Origin of the sequence: [Clostridium] innocuum, assembly GCA_012317185.1 — a bacterium.
In the GTDB taxonomy this organism is placed as follows: Bacteria; Bacillota_I; Bacilli_A; order Erysipelotrichales; family Erysipelotrichaceae; genus Clostridium_AQ; species Clostridium_AQ innocuum.
Genome location: CP048838.1, coordinates 1,361,394 through 1,380,632, shown reverse-complemented (window position 1 = coordinate 1,380,632; position 19,239 = coordinate 1,361,394). Strand labels below are relative to the sequence as shown.

The 19,239-nt window shown below is 39.4% G+C and carries 11 protein-coding genes and 1 pseudogene; 5 read left to right on the top strand and 7 right to left on the bottom strand.

The annotated features are described in order from the left end of the window. The first annotated feature begins 192 nt into the window (after window positions 1-192). Window positions 193-828, top strand: a complete 636-nt coding sequence (locus G4D54_06695) for a pentapeptide repeat-containing protein (protein ID QJA02131.1) — start codon at window positions 193-195, stop codon at window positions 826-828. A 677-nt stretch (window positions 829-1,505) separates the two neighbouring features. Here the strand turns inward: G4D54_06695 and pepT are convergent. From pepT to G4D54_06665, 6 genes are all read right to left on the bottom strand, one after another. Continuing rightward, a complete protein-coding gene (pepT, locus tag G4D54_06690; protein ID QJA02130.1) occupies window positions 1,506-2,729 on the bottom strand; it encodes a peptidase T in 1,224 nt (407 codons plus the stop codon). Between the two features lie 61 nt (window positions 2,730-2,790). Beyond that, a complete protein-coding gene (locus G4D54_06685; protein QJA02129.1) occupies window positions 2,791-3,237 on the bottom strand; it encodes a DUF2383 domain-containing protein in 447 nt (148 codons plus the stop codon). A 441-nt stretch (window positions 3,238-3,678) separates the two neighbouring features. After that, complete coding sequence (locus tag G4D54_06680) at window positions 3,679-4,845, bottom strand: aminotransferase class I/II-fold pyridoxal phosphate-dependent enzyme (GenBank protein QJA02128.1); 1,167 nt, start codon at window positions 4,843-4,845, stop codon at window positions 3,679-3,681. Next, window positions 4,838-5,164 carry a PTS lactose/cellobiose transporter subunit IIA gene (locus G4D54_06675; protein QJA02127.1) on the bottom strand — a complete coding sequence of 109 codons (327 nt, stop codon included), beginning with the start codon at window positions 5,162-5,164 and terminating at the stop codon, window positions 4,838-4,840. Before G4D54_06675 ends, G4D54_06680 begins: the two co-directional genes overlap by 8 nt. Further along, the gene (locus G4D54_06670; GenBank protein QJA02126.1) at window positions 5,164-5,460 is read right to left on the bottom strand and encodes a PTS sugar transporter subunit IIB; all 297 of its coding nucleotides are present in this window, start codon (window positions 5,458-5,460) and stop codon (window positions 5,164-5,166) included. The genes G4D54_06675 and G4D54_06670 overlap by 1 nt, the downstream gene beginning before the upstream one ends. Window positions 5,461-5,554: 94 nt before the next feature. Beyond that, window positions 5,555-6,853, bottom strand: a complete 1,299-nt coding sequence (locus G4D54_06665; GenBank protein QJA02125.1) for a PTS sugar transporter subunit IIC — start codon at window positions 6,851-6,853, stop codon at window positions 5,555-5,557. Between the two features lie 400 nt (window positions 6,854-7,253). Here G4D54_06665 and G4D54_06660 point away from each other — a divergent pair, with 400 nt between their 5' ends. Beyond that, window positions 7,254-8,117, top strand: coding sequence for a MurR/RpiR family transcriptional regulator (locus tag G4D54_06660; GenBank protein QJA02124.1), 864 nt, complete (start codon window positions 7,254-7,256; stop codon window positions 8,115-8,117). A 951-nt stretch (window positions 8,118-9,068) separates the two neighbouring features. Here the strand turns inward: G4D54_06660 and G4D54_06655 are convergent. Then, complete coding sequence (locus G4D54_06655; protein QJA02123.1) at window positions 9,069-10,379, bottom strand: recombinase family protein; 1,311 nt, start codon at window positions 10,377-10,379, stop codon at window positions 9,069-9,071. A gap of 1,044 nt (window positions 10,380-11,423) precedes the next feature. On the opposite strand from G4D54_06655, the gene G4D54_06650 reads away from it, so the two are divergent. The 3 genes and pseudogenes from G4D54_06650 to G4D54_06640 all read left to right on the top strand — a co-directional run bounded on the left by G4D54_06650 (window position 11,424) and on the right by G4D54_06640 (window position 19,063). Beyond that, window positions 11,424-18,344: a DUF4968 domain-containing protein gene (locus G4D54_06650; GenBank protein QJA02122.1), complete on the top strand. Its 6,921-nt coding sequence runs from the start codon at window positions 11,424-11,426 to the stop codon at window positions 18,342-18,344. A 25-nt stretch (window positions 18,345-18,369) separates the two neighbouring features. Then, the gene (locus G4D54_06645; GenBank protein QJA02121.1) at window positions 18,370-18,831 is read left to right on the top strand and encodes a thioredoxin; all 462 of its coding nucleotides are present in this window, start codon (window positions 18,370-18,372) and stop codon (window positions 18,829-18,831) included. Continuing rightward, window positions 18,824-19,063, top strand: a pseudogene (locus tag G4D54_06640) (hypothetical protein). Before G4D54_06645 ends, G4D54_06640 begins: the two are co-directional and overlap by 8 nt. The last annotated feature ends 176 nt before the right edge of the window (window positions 19,064-19,239 follow it).

Genomic DNA, 19,239 nt, shown 5'->3' with positions numbered 1-19,239 from the left:
AAACAAAAAAATGTACAAGCAGTCTTCTGCGGTCATTTCCCAGCCTGCCTAAAGGTAATGCTTCCTTGGAATTTATACGATTACCGCTATGGGAAAGCGATGAGTGGAAAGCAGCCGCTGAAATTTTTACGGAGATTTTCTTTTCATACCGCAGAGAATACGGTACAATAGAACCCAAAGGATGTGGATATAATGAAAATAATACAGCCCCGCCTGCGCCCATCGTATACGAAGGCACAAAGCTTGTATGCCTGCATTGATGAGGACAATTATGTGGAAGGAATGGAATTTGACGGCATCACCATCAGCAATGAGGAGTATACCGCCTTGCATCTGGACGGCTGCGTCTTTCGTAATGTGTTTTTTGAGGATTGTGAGTTTGATGCGATTGATATGATTGATACCGTATTTGAAAATTGCGAGCTGTCAAACCTGCATTTCAACAAGGGAGCTATTCACCGCTGTGTTTTCCGCAACTGCCGCTGTATGGGAATCGATTTCAGCGATTGTGTCATACACAATACCCTTTTCACAAATCTGAAGGCTGCCTATGCCAATTTGTCGGGCTCCAGATTTCGGCAGGTTATTTTTGAAAACAGCAATTTTTCAAATGCGAGCTTCATTCAGTGCGAATATCAGAAAACCGTATACGACAGCTGTGATTTGAAGGAGAGTGAGTTTCATAACACGAATTTAAAGGGCATGGATCTTTCCTCCAGCGATATTGAAGGTATCAGTCTGACGATGGATCATATCCGCGGAGTCATCGTCAATGAACAGCAGGCGCTTCGTCTGGTACAGCTGCTGGGTATCATTGTCAAGGAGTAACGCGCTGTTCTTAACAGCTGCTCTTTTGCACAGGTCTTTTTCAAAAACATATGATCGGTAGGGTGTCTTCTCTCAAGACACTTTTTTTCGGTCAAAGATAGGATACCGTCTTATACAAAAAGCCGCAGAGAATAGGCTGTACCTTTGCTACTGTGGTTATCATGCTTGCGAAACTACGCTTTGCTGAACAGTTTATGCAACCGTACAGGGAATGCTCCCTCTGTTGGAGCACTGCCGCCTTTTAGGAAAATGCTCTCTATAGAATAAGGGAGAGAATGATTGCTGAAAAAAGCTGAAGAAAAGAAACTATCCGCAAAATAGAAACTGCTTGTCCATATAAAAATGTTATAATGGGTTAGAGGTTTATAACACCCGAAGAATGAAATATTTCGATTCTAGTTTAGAGGGTGTTATAAAGCTATTATGGGAAATCGGGACGATTTAACATAGTAGCGCAGCTCTAACCCATTATAGGAAATCGGCACGATTTCCTATAATGTGAAGAAAGCACAGCGGCATGGAATATCCGTCCGCATACACAGGCTGTGCGAAGGAGACCTCACTCACCTTAAAAACAGAAAAAAACAGAAGAATGATTTCCTGCACATGCAGCAGGCTTCCATCTTCTGTTTTCTTGCATTTATTCCAAGACGATCATCGGTACAGGAATATGCCTTTTATGCTTCCTGCACATTGTTTTCTACAATTTTTAGCAGCAGCTCAACGCTTTTCTGCATTTCCTGAATGGAAGCAAACTCATATTTTCCATGGTAGTTGTAGCCACCGGTTCCAAGGTTGGGACAAGGAAGGCCGTCATAGGTCAGACGGGCACCATCCGTGCCTCCGCGGATCGCCATGGATCTCGGTTCCAAGCCAATCTGCTTCATGGACGTTTTCACCAGCTCTATGATTCGCATATCCTTTTCAATAATGGTACGCATATTCGCATAGCTGTCATGTATCTGCAGTTGAACGGTGTTTTCCGGATATTTCTGATTCAGATACTCCGCGATTCTTTGAAACTCTGCCTTCTGCTGTTCAAACAGCTCTTCACTGTGATTGCGAATAATATAGGACATGTAGGCATGCTCACATTCTCCATGGAGCTCTGTAAGATGATTAAAGCCTTCATAGCCTTCCGTATACGCAGGATTTTTCTGTACCGGCAGCATAGAGTGAAATTCCATCGCTACCAGCAAAGCATTGATCATTTTATCCTTTGCACTACCCGGGTGGATGCTCAGACCCTGAATGTGAATTTCTGCACCTGCGGCATTGAAGTTTTCATAATCCACGCAATCGACCTCTCCACCGTCAACCGTATATGCAAAATCGGCACCGAATTCCGGAACACGGAAATGATCCGTTCCCCGGCCTACCTCTTCATCCGGAGTAAATGCCAGACAGATTTTTCCATGCTCACGGTTTTCCTGAAGCAGCGTTTCCGCCATCGTCATGATTTCCGCGATTCCCGCCTTGTCATCAGCACCCAGCAGCGTCGTTCCATCTGTCACGATCAAATCCTCGCCGATTTTTTCCTGCAGGCATGCAAAATCATGGATTCCCATTTTGATACCCAGTGCTTCATTCAGCACAATATCGGACCCGTCATAGGCTTTGACTATTCTCGGCTTTACATCTCTGCCGCTCATATCCGGTGATGTATCCATATGCGCAATAAACCCGATGGATTTTACATCTTTTTTGGTTGTTGCCGGTATTATACCATAGACGATACCGAATTCATCCACATATGCATCCTTGATGCCGATCGCCTTCATTTCATCCACAAGTGCCTCTGCCAGCTTCAGCTGCTTCAAAGAGCTTGGTGTTGTCTGGGAATGCTCATCGGATTGCGTATCAAAGGATACATAGTGTAAAAATCTTTCCTGAACGTTCATGCTTAACCCTTCTTTCTATAGATACGATTATACACGGAAACGTTCAAACACTCCAGTAGGTTTATTGAAATTCAATCAGATATTTATGCAGCATATGGTACATGGATTCATAATCCTCCTGCATGATCCGCATTGTTTTCTTCATCTGATCATTCAAGACGAGATGCTTCTCATCAAATGCATGCAAAGCCTTCTGCGCCATTTTCATATTTTTGACCGCTTCCTCCAGAACCTGCTTATCATTACCGATCATCAGGTTTTTCAGCATTTCGACAGCTTCGCTCACCATGCCCTTAATTCCGGCACTTTCGACAGGGTCACCACCGCAGGTCTGAATTAAAGCACTCAGGGAATGTGCATGCATTTTCAGCTTATCCAGCAGTCCATGGAATTCCTTTTTCAGTCGTTCACTCTGCAGCTTCGCCTCCAAGTCTTCAAATATACCGATTCCCATGTGCGTGCCCTTCAGCAGCTGGTTTAATTCTTCTACGATTGCATTGTTATCCATAGTATATCACCTCATGCATAGTATGGATGACAACCCCGATTTCCATACCTGCGAAAAATATTGGAAGACACGCTGGACCTCATGCTATTCGTGTACCGCTCCGGTTTACTTGCAATTTTACAGGCTTCAGGTACCTTTTTGTGAGGCTCTGTATCCCATCTGCAGTTATATTTGAAAATGCGGTATGCATGATCCATGTGTTTATTGTACATACATTTTTATATGATACTGAAATATAATACCTTTCTTTACAGAATCAGCAGATACGCTCAAGCTGCACAGGTTCTTTATCGACAGCCGATGCCAGAATACGGGCCATAATATCCAGTTCTACTGCCAGTTTAAATAAAAGCATTGATTGTAACTTTTCTGTATTGTCGATCATCCCATGTAAAACAGATATCATATAGGATATGTCTATAATGATCGTAAGACTTTCCTTTATTTTCCGTAGGCAATCGTAAGTGCTGCTTTTATATCCTCAATCAGCTCCTGTGGATTCTCTAATCCAACATATATACGAAGATGCGTAACATCCAATCCTCTGTCAATTATCGCCTGCTGATTATTTCCTTTAAACACGGGCAGCACCAGACTTTCAAAGCCACCCCAGCTGACACCCAAGGTAAACACCTGTAATGCATTAACAAATACCTTCAGCTTTTCCAAATCATCATCTACCATGTCAATTCCAAAAAGACTTCCATATCCATCCAAATATTTTTCTGCCAGCTGCTTCTGCCATGCATTCCCACAATATGGATGATGAATTTTTTTGATTCGCTTATCCGTAGAAAGATAATCCAACACAGTACATATGTTCTTCGTAAACTGACGCATACGTACTGGCATCGTTCTTAAACCACGCAACGCCAAATAAGAATTTAACGGACTGCATGTAGCTCCTAGATAGAGGAAGCCCTTTTCTTCAATCAGTTCCACAGTTTGCTTGCTACTGATTACTGCCCCTGCCACAATATCGGAATGTCCTCCAATATATTTAGAACAGGAATGTATAACAATATCAATGCCATGCACTAAGGGACGTTGATAGATGGGAGTAGCCCACGTATTATCAATCACCGTTATAATATCCTTCTGTTTAGCGACTTTAGCAATCGCTTCCAGATCTATCAACTCAAACTTCTGTGAGGATGGACTTTCCATATAAATAATGTGGGTCTCATCCTTTATATAAGAGAGAATCACATCGGTATCTGTAGAATTTACAATATCATAGGATATCTGATAGCGCTCCATATAACGAATCAAGGAAACCGTTGTTCCATAGACCGTATTGACAAAGATAACATGATCGTTCGCCTTTAGCATGGTAAAAAAGGTTGCACTAATAGCCCCCATTCCGGAAGCAAACACCTTACAACGCTCTCCTTCCTCCATCTTTGCAAGCTTTTCCTCCAACAGCTCGGTTGTTGGATTTGTTCCTCTTGTATATACATAATGCTCAAACTCATTGGACGTTGCTTCAGCATATTCATTAAAATCATCAAAGTAAAAGGAAGAAGTCAGCACAATTTCCGGTGACATCGGACGATAGGTTCTCTTCTTTTTTTGCACCTCATTGCATATCGTATCAAAATCAGTCATTCTTACCACCCTTTTTTAATTCTTTGTGGATTTGGATAAACTTTTCGGCAAGAATACGAATTGTTTCCGCTGCCATCATTTGATCCTCCGCATGAAGCAGCAGCAATCTGATTTCTACATGCTCCTGCTGTGCTTCTTTCTGAAGCAATCCGAAATGTGCATGATGACCTTCGTTAAAATTTTGATCACCTTCGCATAATAGCTCCTCAGCTCTTTCAAAATTCCCCTGTTCAGCCTCGTTGATAGCTTCCACGAAACAGCTTTTCGCAGCTCCTGTATAACTTATAATCTGGAAGCAGACGGATTCAATCCCTTTCATCAATCCAGCTCCTTGCGTACCATTTCCATAACCGCTTTTCCATCCATCATACCATACATCTGCATCTCAATCGTTTTGACCGGACAGCTTGCCTCTGCTTTCACCTTGCCTTCTTGAAAGCGAATCTGTGGCCCAAGCAGGATTATATCCGCAGTTTCCTTTACTTCATTTAACATATTGATAGAATATGCATTGATGTCGCATGAATACTCCATAGCATCCGCAGCTTTCTTCATCGCCTGTACCAAAATGCTTGTACTTGCTCCTTGAGAGCATAATAACACAATATTTTTCATAATGTCCTCCTATGTATTCCTATGCTATTTTCTATATACCTACAGGCTACCTGTATCCATTACAATGAAACAGCCGTAGGATGTTCGCTTTTTATTATTTCTGTGCAGTTTCTTTTTCTTCCTGCATGAACTGATGATCCAACGCTTTTGCAAATGGTAAATAAATAAGTACTGTAACGCTGACAATAATGAGCTGTACCACTGCTCCCTGCCAACCGGATACCAGGAATCCAGAGAACACAAACGGTGTTGCCCATGGTGCTTGTACATTGGTAAACATTGGCATGAAACCAATAATTTGCGCTAAATACATAATACCATAGGATACAATCGGAGTTACCGTCATGGGAATCAACATCAATGGACTGAATACCGTTGGCGTCGCAAAAGTTACAGGTTCTGAAATATTAAACAGAGATGGTACGAAGGCAACTTTAGAGACAGCTTTCATACGCGCTGAACGTGCTGCTATAATCATAGATATCGTCAGACCGATCATCATGCCAGCACCACCAATCGTAAGGAATTGATCTAATACTTGTACAGAACCAAAACTTCCAGTAGCTGTTGTTAAATTCCCTGCATCTGCCAGTGTCTGATTGAACTCTGCATTTGCATACAATAGTGGATATATTAAAGAATTGACAACGGTTGGATGAATACCAGCCCACCATAGGAAACCATTCAGGAATGCTATGACAACCATTGCCCATGGATGAGAAATCATAGACTGCAATGGTAACTGGATCAAAGCGAACAACTGTTCTGGTAAAGAACCAGCCATCCTCATACATATACCGTTAATAATCAACAATACCGTAACAATCAAAATACCTGGTATCAAAGCAGTAAATGCGTTAATTACCATCGGTGGAACACTCTGTGGCATTTTGATTGTAAAATTCTTTTTCACACACCAGCGGAAGATTTCCGTAGAAATCGTTGCGGCAAACAATGCTGTCAGAATACCCTTTGTACCTAACCAGTCAAACTGTAAAACTCTACCAATAACCTCTCCGGATTCCGGTGCTAGAACCGATTTTGGAGATAAAACAACATAGGCTACCAAACCGAGAATACAAACAGTTAATTTATCGAGTTTATACCCTTCTGCCAATTTGTAGGCGAATGTTCCAGCAAACAGGAATCCCATCATATTAAATGTTGCACGATATGCAGGTGAGAGGAAATCTTCCCATCCTACCCCAAATATACCACTCATCCATTCATTATAGCCAGGGATTGGGAAATCTGTAATCAACATAAATACAGTTCCGATAATCGTTAAAGGCATTAGTACAAAGAATCCGCTACGAAACGCCTGAAAATAACGTGTGCTTGTAATAACAGACACTTTTGGACTCAGCCAAGTTTCAATCCACTTTAAAATCATAATAATATTTCTCCTTTTCTTCAAAGTTTTGCTATAAAGCATTCATTTTCAAACAATTCCCCAAAGATGCAAACGTTTTCATCGCCTTTATTATAAATTAAACTTCTGGTTTGTAAATACGTTTCTTCCATTTTGTAATTTTGTTACTTCCAAAAATCCTATTTGATTATGATTCGCGTAACTTATTTACAGTTTCTACAAATTCTATGGGAAAATGATGAGAATATAACGCGTTCTTATACCCTACCTATGATATAATAGACATAGACGTACATGATTTTTTAATTTTCATCGCTTGCTGTAAATGTTTGACTTCCTGCATTTTTCTGCTAAGTGTACATGCTATATAAAATCGTTAGGTAAGAAAGGAGATACGAGATACAGGGGATAAGCTGTCTGTATGACCGTAGTACATTCTATGACTATTTTTGAACAATTCGAGAAACTAAGTCTTTCCACAAATGAACAGGCTGTCGCAAATTACATCTTACAAAACAGCAGCAGTGCTGTAACGATGTCTATTAAGGAATTAGCCAATGCAGCCTTTACTTCTACAACTACAATCATTCGCTTATGTAAAAAGCTGGGATTTCATGGTTATAAGGAATTTAAGATTCAACTGTCAAAGGATGTAAGCTTTGAAATGGTAAAGGAATTTCCTATCGATGTAAATGCACCATTTAGTGTAGAAGATACATCAGTTTCTATTTCTCAGAAAATCGCATATCTTACCAAAACAACCATCAATTCTTGCTTAAAGCATATGGACTATCAGATCATCGAAAAGGTCGTACAGTGTATGCTGGAAGCGGAGAATCTTCTAGCGATTGCTGTCAGTGATAGTTTTATTCGTATACTGGACTTTCAGTTAAAGATGATGAAAATAAATACGTATGTAAAGATTTCTATTCTATCGCCAGATCAGGCATATCTATGTGCCAATGCCACAAACAAGGATTTCGCAATGATGGTTTCCTATAGCGGAAAAACAGCAGAAGTTATCAATGAGGCAAAGATTTTAAAGCAAAGAGGTGTAAAGATGGTGGCGTTGACATCTAATATTGATAGTCCTCTGGCAAGACTAAGTGATTTGGTGCTTCTTTTACCGAATGAGGAGGATAAGGCTACTGCAACGTATTCCTTTTCATCTCAGTTGGCTATTGAGTATACACTGAATGTCCTATATTCTTGCTTCTATAATGCGAATTTCGAGGAAAGTAGAAAGCATTTGTATTATACTCGCAAGCAGTATCTGCATGACTGATTATTTATCACATAGAGAATTCTCATGAGTATACAAACAGAAAAAATCTAAATCGTAAGCAAAAGAACTGCAATATTTGATAATTTCATTTCATAGAATTCGTATAAATAAAAGATGTTTTTCATAAAAATTTACATAAAAATGTGTTTTCTTTATATTAATAGCGAATAGATTACTAAAACATTTCATATCATCCCATTTTTTTGTTTTATGATTACTGGAAATAAAAGTCTATATTTCTTATCAATCCTTTTGTAAAAAAAGATTATTGCTGTTACAAAAAAAAGGGAGCGTCCACTATGCAGGCAGTAATCTGAGAGGAACGGCATATTACTTATTTTGATAATTAGAGAAAGCTCGTACGATAATTGAGTAAAAGTTAATATAAACCGTATATCGTAAAAAGTGGAATTATTCTTGAGGCATACGTTTACAAATCACCAGAGTTTAAAATGTAGGTAAAGATAAAGTCAATATAAAAACAGGAATAAAGAGGAGCAAAAGAAATGTACGGATGAAAATTACAAAAGAGAAGACAAGTCCGTATTTAGAGATGTACAGAACAAGTTACCAGAATGAATTCAGGGTAATGTAGAATATAAACGGTCGATAAGCAATACCTAACCATCACTGAAATAAACAATGATTCAATATTTGCCACATACGAAATAGAATAATTCATACAGAATTTCTATAATAATGTTGGTCAAAACTTCGGTAAAGCACAAAAAAAGCCGATAGTTATCGACTTGTTTGGTATATGGAGGGAGAACGGATGATAAAGCGAAATATTATCTCCTCACCTCGACACCTCTGGTCACTTACATTTTATACCTTCTATATAAAATTGTAAACCCCTTTTTTAATTTTAAAGCTGAGGTTGTGATTTTTGCTCCAGCTTTATACATAGGATCATTTCTCTAAATTGTCTATGTTGATGATACATTTCGTTTATAGATCTACGCTAATACAAAAAAATGATCTTTTGATGATCTGCTTCTGTTCGCTGTATGTATACTCATTGAATTTTTTTATTGCTTTATTCCTTAATCTTTTCATATCCTTGTCTAAATTTCTTTTCTTAGATAGCAGTTTCTTGCGCTCTTCGATATAAGAATCATCATCAAGGTAGCCTTCTTCATATTCAATGTCAAGAAACTCCAAGCGCTTTTCCAGTTTTCCAATCCTCCTGGAGATATCTTCCACAACGTCAAAATTCGTGGTCTCATCCAAAATCGCATTGATATGATGGATCATTTTGTGTAGCAGGACTTGTTCATTGATCCTCTGCTTACAACAAGGACAATAATAATATTTGTAAACTCTTCTGCCTTTTTTATTTCCATTCCGTGGATAGTGGATCGTAGGAATCTCACTACACCAACAATCACAGTCTCCGCATTTGATTAGATTCTTAAATAAGTATTTGTAATGATATTCTTTCCTTCTCCCATGTAATATTTTCTGTATCTCTTCGTAATATTTCTGTGAACAATATGCAGGAGAATGATCCTGGATGTCGACATACGAGGTCAGGAGCCTTCCGTAAATGATTGGGTCTGTGACCGCTTTGTAGATTTTTGTATAGGACCAGTGTACTCCACAAGCCTGTTTGAAGTCTAATTCGATTGCCAGTGAGTCCAATGATCTCTTATGATCATGGACCTGCGTTAAGATGTATAGCATCGTTTCGACATAGGTAGCGTCGATTTCTACTTTTCTTCCTCTCGCATTCTCACCCGGATTATTCTTAAACAGATAGCCGGTAGGTGGCGTCTTTCCTCCTTTCGTATAATTCCCTTTATAAGCTGATGTGGTGAGACCTATACGTGTTCTCTTACGATCACGATGCACCTCTGTTTCATCGGAAAGTGTAATGATCCGTGGACCGATCGTCTTATCCGGGTGTAATGCGATGTCTTCCAGACTCGCCCAGTCTCTATTATCAGAGATGACGGTGACATTATACTTGCTAAAAACATAACGAAGGGAATTGCAATGATTCGCATTTCTGGATAATCTGGAAGCTAACCAGACATAGATGATTATTTCTTGATTCGCTGTAGCTATGGCCTTCAACATCTCCTGCATGTGGGGACGCTTTAAAGTTGTTCCGGAATATCCTTCATCAATATACCATTTTTCAATCGTCCTGTTATCTCTTGCAGCAAGCTCATTGCATACACGTTTTTGTGATTCGATGCTGTAGTTCGATTTACTTTTTTCTGACGAACTTCTTCTGGCATAGCCAAATACTTTCATAGTTTTTTCCTCCTTCGTGTGAGAATACCACACACTTTCTGAGGATGATTTTTATCTCATATGTCAAAGTTCCTTCCTTTGACATATGAAGAGAAAAATTATATTCCATATCTCCGCCCTTTAATTGCTTTTTAGAACAAAAAAAGCATCCACGTATGAATCTACAAGGACGCTTTGATTGAACTAACCAGTAGGTTTTTTTTTTTAATACATCATTATAATACAAATATTCCTAATAAATGTCAAGTAAATTATTTCTAGATAGAGTAAAAGTTATGGAATCAAATTCTTTCAAGAATATCTTATGTAGAGATTAAATCTATTATAGCATTTCTGATAGAGGTATAGATTCGTATGCTAATTATAAATAATAGACTATTCTTCAATGTCTCTTGATATGTCAGTTTTCAAGCATTTCTTATCAATCATATGAAATTACATAAAGTTTTGACTCTATCATTCCTATTTTTTAGCAAGAATTGCAATGTTATCTACTATTGATTAGCATTTTTATCAAAAATATCCTTCATCCACTTTTATAGATAATGGAAAGCGAAACAGCTTTTCCGATATGCTCACTTATTCAAATGTTATGGATACAATCGAACTTGGAAATTATTCTATGTGTATCCTGATATTTCTTTATAATATATTATATGGATGCTAATAAATAAAAAGTACAAAATTATTGTTGAAAAACACAAACTGTAAGGGTTTACTGCAAACGTAAGTTACAGTAAAATGAAATCGGTTACAAGTAAGTCTTGGTGTGAATGGAATTGTTTATAAAGGTATACGATTATAAAAAGAGTGCCTGTACAAGAAAATCATATTGTAAGCCCTATGAAATCGTAGGTAAACGATAAAAAAAACTGAAGAATAAATATTCATCAGTATATCTAATCGTATACTTTATGAAACAAATGCACAAAGACATATTCTTGAGATGAGCCATCTAGATGAGGAGGTGGTATATTCGGATAGGAGGTGCACATGCTACTGTTTTGTTTTTGGTATTGTTATCGTTAAAGGGAGGGTAAGAACTTGAAAAGAAAAACAGTGAATAAGGCAATCGTATTGAGTACCGCAGCTGCTATGGCAGCAGGAAGCACAACTATTGGAGTTTTGGCTGATTCCGTCACCGCTACATCCGTAAAAAAGGATACAATAAAAGATCAGACCGCTGTAAATATTCTAAAGCCGAAGTCAGGCTATACATACCTGAGTTCCGTTGCAAGCGCCGCAAAGCAGGATAACATTGTAACGGTTGCGTATGAAAACGGTGAAAAAGCTCAAATTACATTTCTTGAAAACAATCTTTTCCGTTTTGATATGGAGCCGGATGGCAAGAGTGATAGTTTCAAAGACTACGCCACGCCAAATAACTCTGAAGAGACAGGTAGGATCATACAGCAGAAAGATGATTCTTCAGAATACAACAAACCATCACCTACAGTAGAGGAAACAGATGGATACATAACGATTTCAACAGACAGCGTACGCCTAGAGATTGATAAGGCCACGTCTATGATGAAACTTCTAAATGCAAAAACAAAGGAGGTCATTTGGGAAGAAAGTGCACCAATACAATACAAATCCGGAAGTACGATTCAAACACTGAAAAAACAAGGCAATGAGAATTTCTACGGAGGCGGTACACAGAACGGTAGATTTGTACATACCGGACAAGCAATCAATATCGTCAATGAAAACGGATGGACAGATGGAAAAGTTTCCAGCCCGAACCCTTTTTATTGGTCAACAAACGGATATGGGGTCGTACGGAATACGTTCAAACCCGGTAAATATGATTTTGGCAATACAACAGAAGGAAAGGTTACTACAACGCATAATGAGAACCGCTTTGATGCCTATTTCTTTGTGGGTGATAAACCTACGGATATTCTGAACAGCTATTTCAAACTTACAGGAGACCCGGCACTGATGCCGATGAAATCCTTCTATCTTGGTCATTTGAACTGTTATAACCGTGATGAATGGAAGGCAGCATCTGGAAATAGTGGTTCTCTTCTTGAGGATGGAAAGCGTTATCAGGAAAAAAACAATGCCGGTGTTGCCGAACCCGGTTGGACGCTCGAAACGCTAAATGGTAAGAGCGATAAAAATGATTCAGCATATAAGTTTTCTGCGCGTGCAGTTATTGACGGACATGTTTCTAATGATATGCCATTTGGCTGGTTTATCCCTAACGATGGGTATGGCTGTGGTTATGGTCAAAGTGATACATCACTGGATGATAATATCGCAAATCTGAAAAATTTCACGCAATATGCCGCGCAATACGGTATTGGTACCGGATTATGGACGCAATCAGACCTGACACCGAATCCGAAAGAACCAATTCATTTGCAAAGAGATTTTGAAAAAGAAGTCAAAGAGGGCGGTATCCGGACCTTGAAGACTGATGTGGCCTGGGTAGGTCAGGGATATTCATTCGGATTGAACGGAATTAGCCATGCATACGATATCGTAGCTGAAACAAAAGATCGTCCTACGATTGTAACACTTGATGGCTGGGCAGGCACACAGCGGTATGGCGGTATCTGGACAGGCGATCAAACTGGTGGCAACTGGGAATATATACGTTTCCATATTCCTACATATATCGGACAAAGTTTAAGCGGTAATCCAAACGTATCCAGTGATGTTGATGGAATCTTTGGAGGAAGTTCACTAATTCAAACAAGAGATATCCAGTGGAAATCGTTTACTACGATGATGTTGGATATGGATGGCTGGGGAAGTTTCCCTAAAAAACCTTATATTTTTGGTGAGGATACGACCTCCATCAATCGTATGTATCTCAAGCTGCGTGCAGAACTGATGCCTTATATTTATTCTACGGCTTATACATCTGCAAATCTCGGTGAGGGCAGTGAAAAAGGAAAACCGCAGGTACGTGCGATGTTTCTAGAATATCCAGATGATCCTAACACTTATGGCACCAATGTGCAGTATCAGTTCATGATGGGGCAAAATCTGCTTGTTGCTCCAATATATCAAGATACTGCGATGAAAGATAATGGTGATGATATCCGTAATGGCATTTATTTGCCGGATGAAGATCAGGTATGGATCGATTATTTTACAGGAAAACAATATCGTGGAAATCAGACTCTTAATAATTTCGACGCACCGATCTGGAAACTTCCATTATTTGTGAAAAACGGAGCAATATTACCTATGTTTACAGAAAATAATAATGCTGAACCGATTTCTGATACAAATACAAAAGGATTGGATAAGTCAAAGCGAATCGTAGAATTTTATCCTGATGCAACAAAAAAAAGCACGAACTATACATTATATGAAGATGATGGTAAATCTATCGATAATACGAACAAGGATCAACCTACGTATGGCGATGTGGTAACAACACACTTTACAAGCAAAGTTGATAATGGTACAGCAACACTGACAGCTGAAAAGAGTACAGGAAGCTATGGCGGCTACAATGCGAATCGGGAAACCACCTTTGTTGTTAATGTGTCCAAAGAGCCTAGTGATATCACTGCTAAAGTTGGAGATCAGACACTGAATAAAGCAGACTTCACTGTGGTTACTTCACAAGAGGAGTTTGATAAAGCTAAAGGAAATACATATTTCTATAATGCAAAACCGAATCTAAATAAGTATGCTACCGCTGACAGTGATTTTGCCTCAAAAGAAATAACTACAACACCGAAACTGTATGTTAAATTTGCGAAAATGAATGTTAATAACAAAGCAGTACAGCTGCAGGTGAAGGATTTCGTCAATGATGGAAAACTGAATAAATATGAGTTGAATAAAAATCTTGGTGTACCGCAGAATCTCACTGTGGATGAAGACAATGTGACACCTACCTCGATTCCTCTAACTTGGAGTGCTGTAAGTGGCGCAACCGGTTATGAAGTGGAAACAGATGGTGTGATACAGGGGGGTATCACCTCTACAAGCTATACCCATGAAGATCTGGAATACCATTCCAAGCATACATATCGTATCCGTGCAATCAATGAAGACGGATTCTCTGCATGGAGTGCTCCGTTAGAAGCTCAAAGCGCATTAGATCCATACCGCAATGTACCAAAGGATATCGAATTGAAATGGCCGTATGGCGATCAATGGGGTGCAGTAAAGAATGCTCTGGATTTTGATTATGGTAACATGTTCCATTCCACAGACAATGCAATTAATAAAGACTTCATAATGGATATGAAGAAAGTATATGATATGGATCGATTCGAATATACCCCACGTCAGGACAATAAGGGAAACGGAGCTGTTCAACAGATGGATATTTACGCAAGTATAGACGGTACGGATTACTCACTGGTTCATGAAGGGGTGCAAGATGAATGGACATACTCAAATGATATGAGCGTTCGTGATACGAAGACTGTGGATTTGAAAGGTGTACGCGCAAGATATCTGAAGCTTGTCCCACGTAAATCAAAAGGTGGATTCTTCTCAGCTGCTGAAATGCAGCCATATAAAATAGATGGAACAGAAGGCATTCTCCCAGGAGATACAAATAAAGACGGTGTTGTCGATGATAATGACCTGACGCAGATCGATAACTATGTTGGTTTGGAAAAAGGCGATGCAGCATGGGGTCAGGTAAAGGATATGGACTGGAATAATAACGGCTATATCGATGCGCTAGACGTAGCATATACAACAACACAGTTGAATGGCGGAATCGCTAAGCCAGCAGGTATCCCTGAAGGGAACATTCAGTTCGTTGCGGATAAAGCCGATGTGAAAAAAGGAGAAAAGCTCAGTATCAAGGCATATGGCATAAATATGAAAAATGTATACGCCTTAGGATTTCAATTACCATTCAATAGCAGTGATCTGAATTATATTACTACGAAGCCGTCTCTTGCTACGATCAATATGAAACAGTTCGCATTCTCACGCAAAAAAGTGGAGAAGGAAGCAGATTCTGTAAATGATTTTAATTTGAATGTCGTATTTTCTGATATCGGTAACCAGACTATGATCAGTGGAACACAGGATCTGTGTACCTTTGAATTCATTGCTATGAAAGATATGAATATCACAGATGCATTCTATTCAGAGGCAAAGGTTACGTATGTCAGCAGTGGTTTGAAGGAAATAAATCCGCTGAAAACACCACAAGATCCCTCCCTTCCGAATACAGAACGTATTTTGACAGAAAATGAAGTGCCATCAGTAACATTTAGCAATGATGTGAACAACAATGTGCCGGCAACAAACCTGTGGCAGCAAGATGATTGGAAAAAGATATTATTTGATGGTAATTTGAGCAACAATGCCGAATTCAAATATTATTATGGAAGTGCCAGTGATTTAACACCTGATGTGAAACTTCCTACAGATATGAAGTTCACCTTCGACAAAGCAAGAGGCATTACATCATTTAAGGTTTATAACAGGGAGAGTGGTAATGGAAGGATGACATCCATAAAAGCGGTCGCACACACGGAAGCCGGACAGAAAGTCGACTTGGGTACTATATCCGAGGCGAAAAATATTTATGAATTTAATATTCCCAAGGATGCTGGTAAGATCACTTCTATCACGATTACACCACTGACAAGTAATGGGCAGGCCATCGCAAACAATGATCCGAACACAGTTCCTGAAGGTGGTAAAGAAAACCGTATGCTGACACTGCATGAAATACAATTTATCGAAGACTCCACACAGAATGTGAAAGATATCGTATTGGATAAAAATAATCCAACACAGATAAATGTAAACCGCATTGTCGATTTTAAAGCAAGTGTAACACCAGGTAATGCTTCAAATCCTTTCTATGAGGTAACGAGCAGTGATCCAAGTGTTATATCAATAATCAAAACGATAACACCGGATGGTTATGCATTTGCACTTAAAGGTAATAAAGCAGGCAAGGCGGATATAACTGTCAGTAGCCAAGGTGTGAACGATGCAGGAAAAAAAGTGATGAAGAGAGTAAGTATCACCGTCGTAGATGGTGTTTATCTTGATGACCTGCAGAAGATGCTACAGGATGCCAAAGATACGATAGCAGAAGAACAGCTATACACAAAGGAAAGTTTGACAAAACTACAGGATGCAATAGCGAATGCAGAAAAAGCAATGGCAGATAAGAGATCACAAAGCGCTGTGGATAATGCCGTCATAGACCTACACAACGCGATGGTCAAACTCGAATACAAAGGATCTGATGAATTGCAGCCGGACAGTCAAGCATTGATTCCACATACTACTATAAAGCCAACTGCCACTTCTTCTGCAGGAGAAAGTCCTGTAACCAATTTGATTGATGGTCAACAGAATACCTTCTGGCATTCTGATTACTCCGGTGCAAATAGACTTCCACAAGCTGTCACACTAGATTTGGGTGGAAATTATGCAATCGAGCAACTGGATTACCTTCCAAGACAGGATGGCAGTAAGAATGGGGATATCACTGAGTATCGTATCGAAATAAGTGAAGATGGTCAAAACTACAAGCCGGTTGTTCAGGGGAGCTTCGCACATAATGATACAGAATTACTGCAAAAAGACAGTTTTAATAAAGTGAAATTCCAAAGAACTATGGGACGCTACGTGAAGTTTATTGCTTTGTCAGCTCTTGGTGATATTCCAAATGCATATGCATCCGCAGCTGAAATTCAGGTTTATGGAATTGAAGTAAGTGATTTGAAGCCCGCTACCGGCATACAACTTGATGTCACGGAACTGAAAGATATGGAAACGGGAATGAGTCAGCAGATACATGCAGCCCTGACACCTGCTGATAGTACAGATTTACTGACATGGACGAGCAGTAATGAAAAAGTTGCGATAGTGGATGGCAGTGGACTTGTAACAGCTGTTGGTAGTGGTACAGCTACCGTCACCGTACAGGCAAATGAAAATGTTAAGGCAGAAATCTCTGTCAGTGTGAGAGCAGAGGATAAGGATTTACTGACATCTTTGATTCAGGAGGCGAAAACACAAGCTGAGGGTTATGATAATGCAGATATTGAGAAGTATTTGCAGGATGCAATTACAGAGGCAGAAACTCATCTGAATGGTGATAAAGATGAAATAAAGGCTGCATATCAGGCACTGGCAGCAGCCATGTCAGAAGCAGATCTGATCAATCAGGATGTTACTGCTATAAAAGCATTTGCAGCTGTAGATCTTAGCAAATATGAGGCAGGAGCTGCAGCAGAGACATATAAGAGCCTGGTACAAGATTCTTTAGCTCTTGCTAAGGACCCTGTCCAAAACAAAGATGCGCTGGCTGCAGCGAAGAAGCAACTGGACGAAGTATACGGCAATCTGGTTGCCTTACATCTTGATAGATTGCAGGAAGCGGTCGTTTACGCAGAAAAGTTGAATATGGACAATTACGTAGATAATGCTGAACGCAAGGTTTTTATAGACGCATTGCACGAAGCGAAGACATTGCAGCCGAAAACCAATCAACAGATCATGGAAACGATCGATCGTTTGAGTAATGCGATGAAGGCATTGACTAGAAGGGCTTCCAAAGAGCAGATTGCAACAATCAAAAAGCAATTTGACGTATTATCGAAGCTAGATAAATCGCAATATAGTAAAGCAGATCAAAAGAAGATAGCAGATGTCTTAGCTGCTGCGAAAACAGCAATGGAGAATAAAAATCTGAGTGAAGCGGATGCTGAAAAGGTGATCGAACAGTTGAATTCATTATTGACACTAAAACCAATAGCACCACAAAAACCAGATGATGGAACAGAGAAACCAGACGGTCAAACGAAACCGGATCAACCGGCAGTTCCGGGTGGGACACCACAAAAACCTGTAGGACAAGATAAAGAACCGGTTATTGCAAATCCAAGCACACCGGTAGATACCTCTGATTCGACCAACAATGCAGGATGGCTTGCTATTATCGGATTAGGTGGCGCTGCGGCATGGTTCACAAATAAAAAACGCACAAAGTTAAAAAAATAACAGTCATGGAAAGGGGGCAAAAGCAATGAAAAGATGGATATTAGCAGCGTTGAGTTTATCACTTATCCTTTGCGGCTGTGCCTCTTCTTCTTACAAACGGAGTACAGAGCGAGGAGAAATCTATAAGATTTCCCTTGCTGCTATGCTAGATAAAGTACAGAGAAAGGATACATTTGCAGTCATGCTAACACAAACTTACTGTGGTTATTGTCAGGATTTTGAAGAAATGTTGACTGCATATCTGAAGGATCATGATATTACCATGTATAATGTAATCCTTGATGAGGAGGAAGCAACTCCACAGGAAAATCTGGAATTGATCAGACCTGTTTTCCCGGACTTTGGATCAACCCCCGGTATCTTTTATGTAGAAAAAGGTGTTGAAAAAAGCCATCTGAAACCAAAAGATGGAGAAATTGATGATTCATTGTTAGATGAATGGGTACAGGAATACCAACTAGACCGAAAAGAGGAATCCAATGAATAAACGTGAAAAAGATAGATCCTATATATTCTTTTATGTCATGAGTGTTTTGTTTCTTATGTATTTACTTTACTCAGCTATTACAACCTACTTTACCCTGCAGACATATTGCAAGACCTACAGTACCACCATGCTGAAGGAATGGACATATTGTCTGCAGGTAGGTTTGGCTGCTGTGGTTCCCTGCTTGGCTTACGCCTGTACGATGTATGGAATCGCGCTCTTGATGAAGTCCGGTAATACTAAAAATTTAAAACAATCAAGTAATGAACAGACAACCACAGTTGAAGAACTGGGAAGTCTTCATGATATTAAAGAAATGGTAAAAAAAGAACTGCAGAAACCTTAAAGAAGGAAAGAAACTCTCTACTTTTAATTATGAAAACAGATATATCATATAGCCAATCATGA

Excerpts from the sequence above, each read along its gene's own strand:
- G4D54_06695 (QJA02131.1), top strand. The coding sequence starts at position 193 with ATGAAAATAATACAGCCCCGCCTGCGCCCATCGTATACGAAGGCACAA.
- pepT (QJA02130.1), bottom strand. The coding sequence starts at position 2,729 with ATGAACGTTCAGGAAAGATTTTTACACTATGTATCCTTTGATACGCAA.
- G4D54_06685 (QJA02129.1), bottom strand. The coding sequence starts at position 3,237 with ATGGATAACAATGCAATCGTAGAAGAATTAAACCAGCTGCTGAAGGGC.
- G4D54_06680 (QJA02128.1), bottom strand. The coding sequence starts at position 4,845 with ATGACTGATTTTGATACGATATGCAATGAGGTGCAAAAAAAGAAGAGA.
- G4D54_06675 (QJA02127.1), bottom strand. The coding sequence starts at position 5,164 with ATGAAAGGGATTGAATCCGTCTGCTTCCAGATTATAAGTTATACAGGA.
- G4D54_06670 (QJA02126.1), bottom strand. The coding sequence starts at position 5,460 with ATGAAAAATATTGTGTTATTATGCTCTCAAGGAGCAAGTACAAGCATT.
- G4D54_06665 (QJA02125.1), bottom strand. The coding sequence starts at position 6,853 with ATGATTTTAAAGTGGATTGAAACTTGGCTGAGTCCAAAAGTGTCTGTT.
- G4D54_06660 (QJA02124.1), top strand. The coding sequence starts at position 7,254 with ATGACCGTAGTACATTCTATGACTATTTTTGAACAATTCGAGAAACTA.
- G4D54_06655 (QJA02123.1), bottom strand. The coding sequence starts at position 10,379 with ATGAAAGTATTTGGCTATGCCAGAAGAAGTTCGTCAGAAAAAAGTAAA.
- G4D54_06645 (QJA02121.1), top strand. The coding sequence starts at position 18,370 with ATGAAAAGATGGATATTAGCAGCGTTGAGTTTATCACTTATCCTTTGC.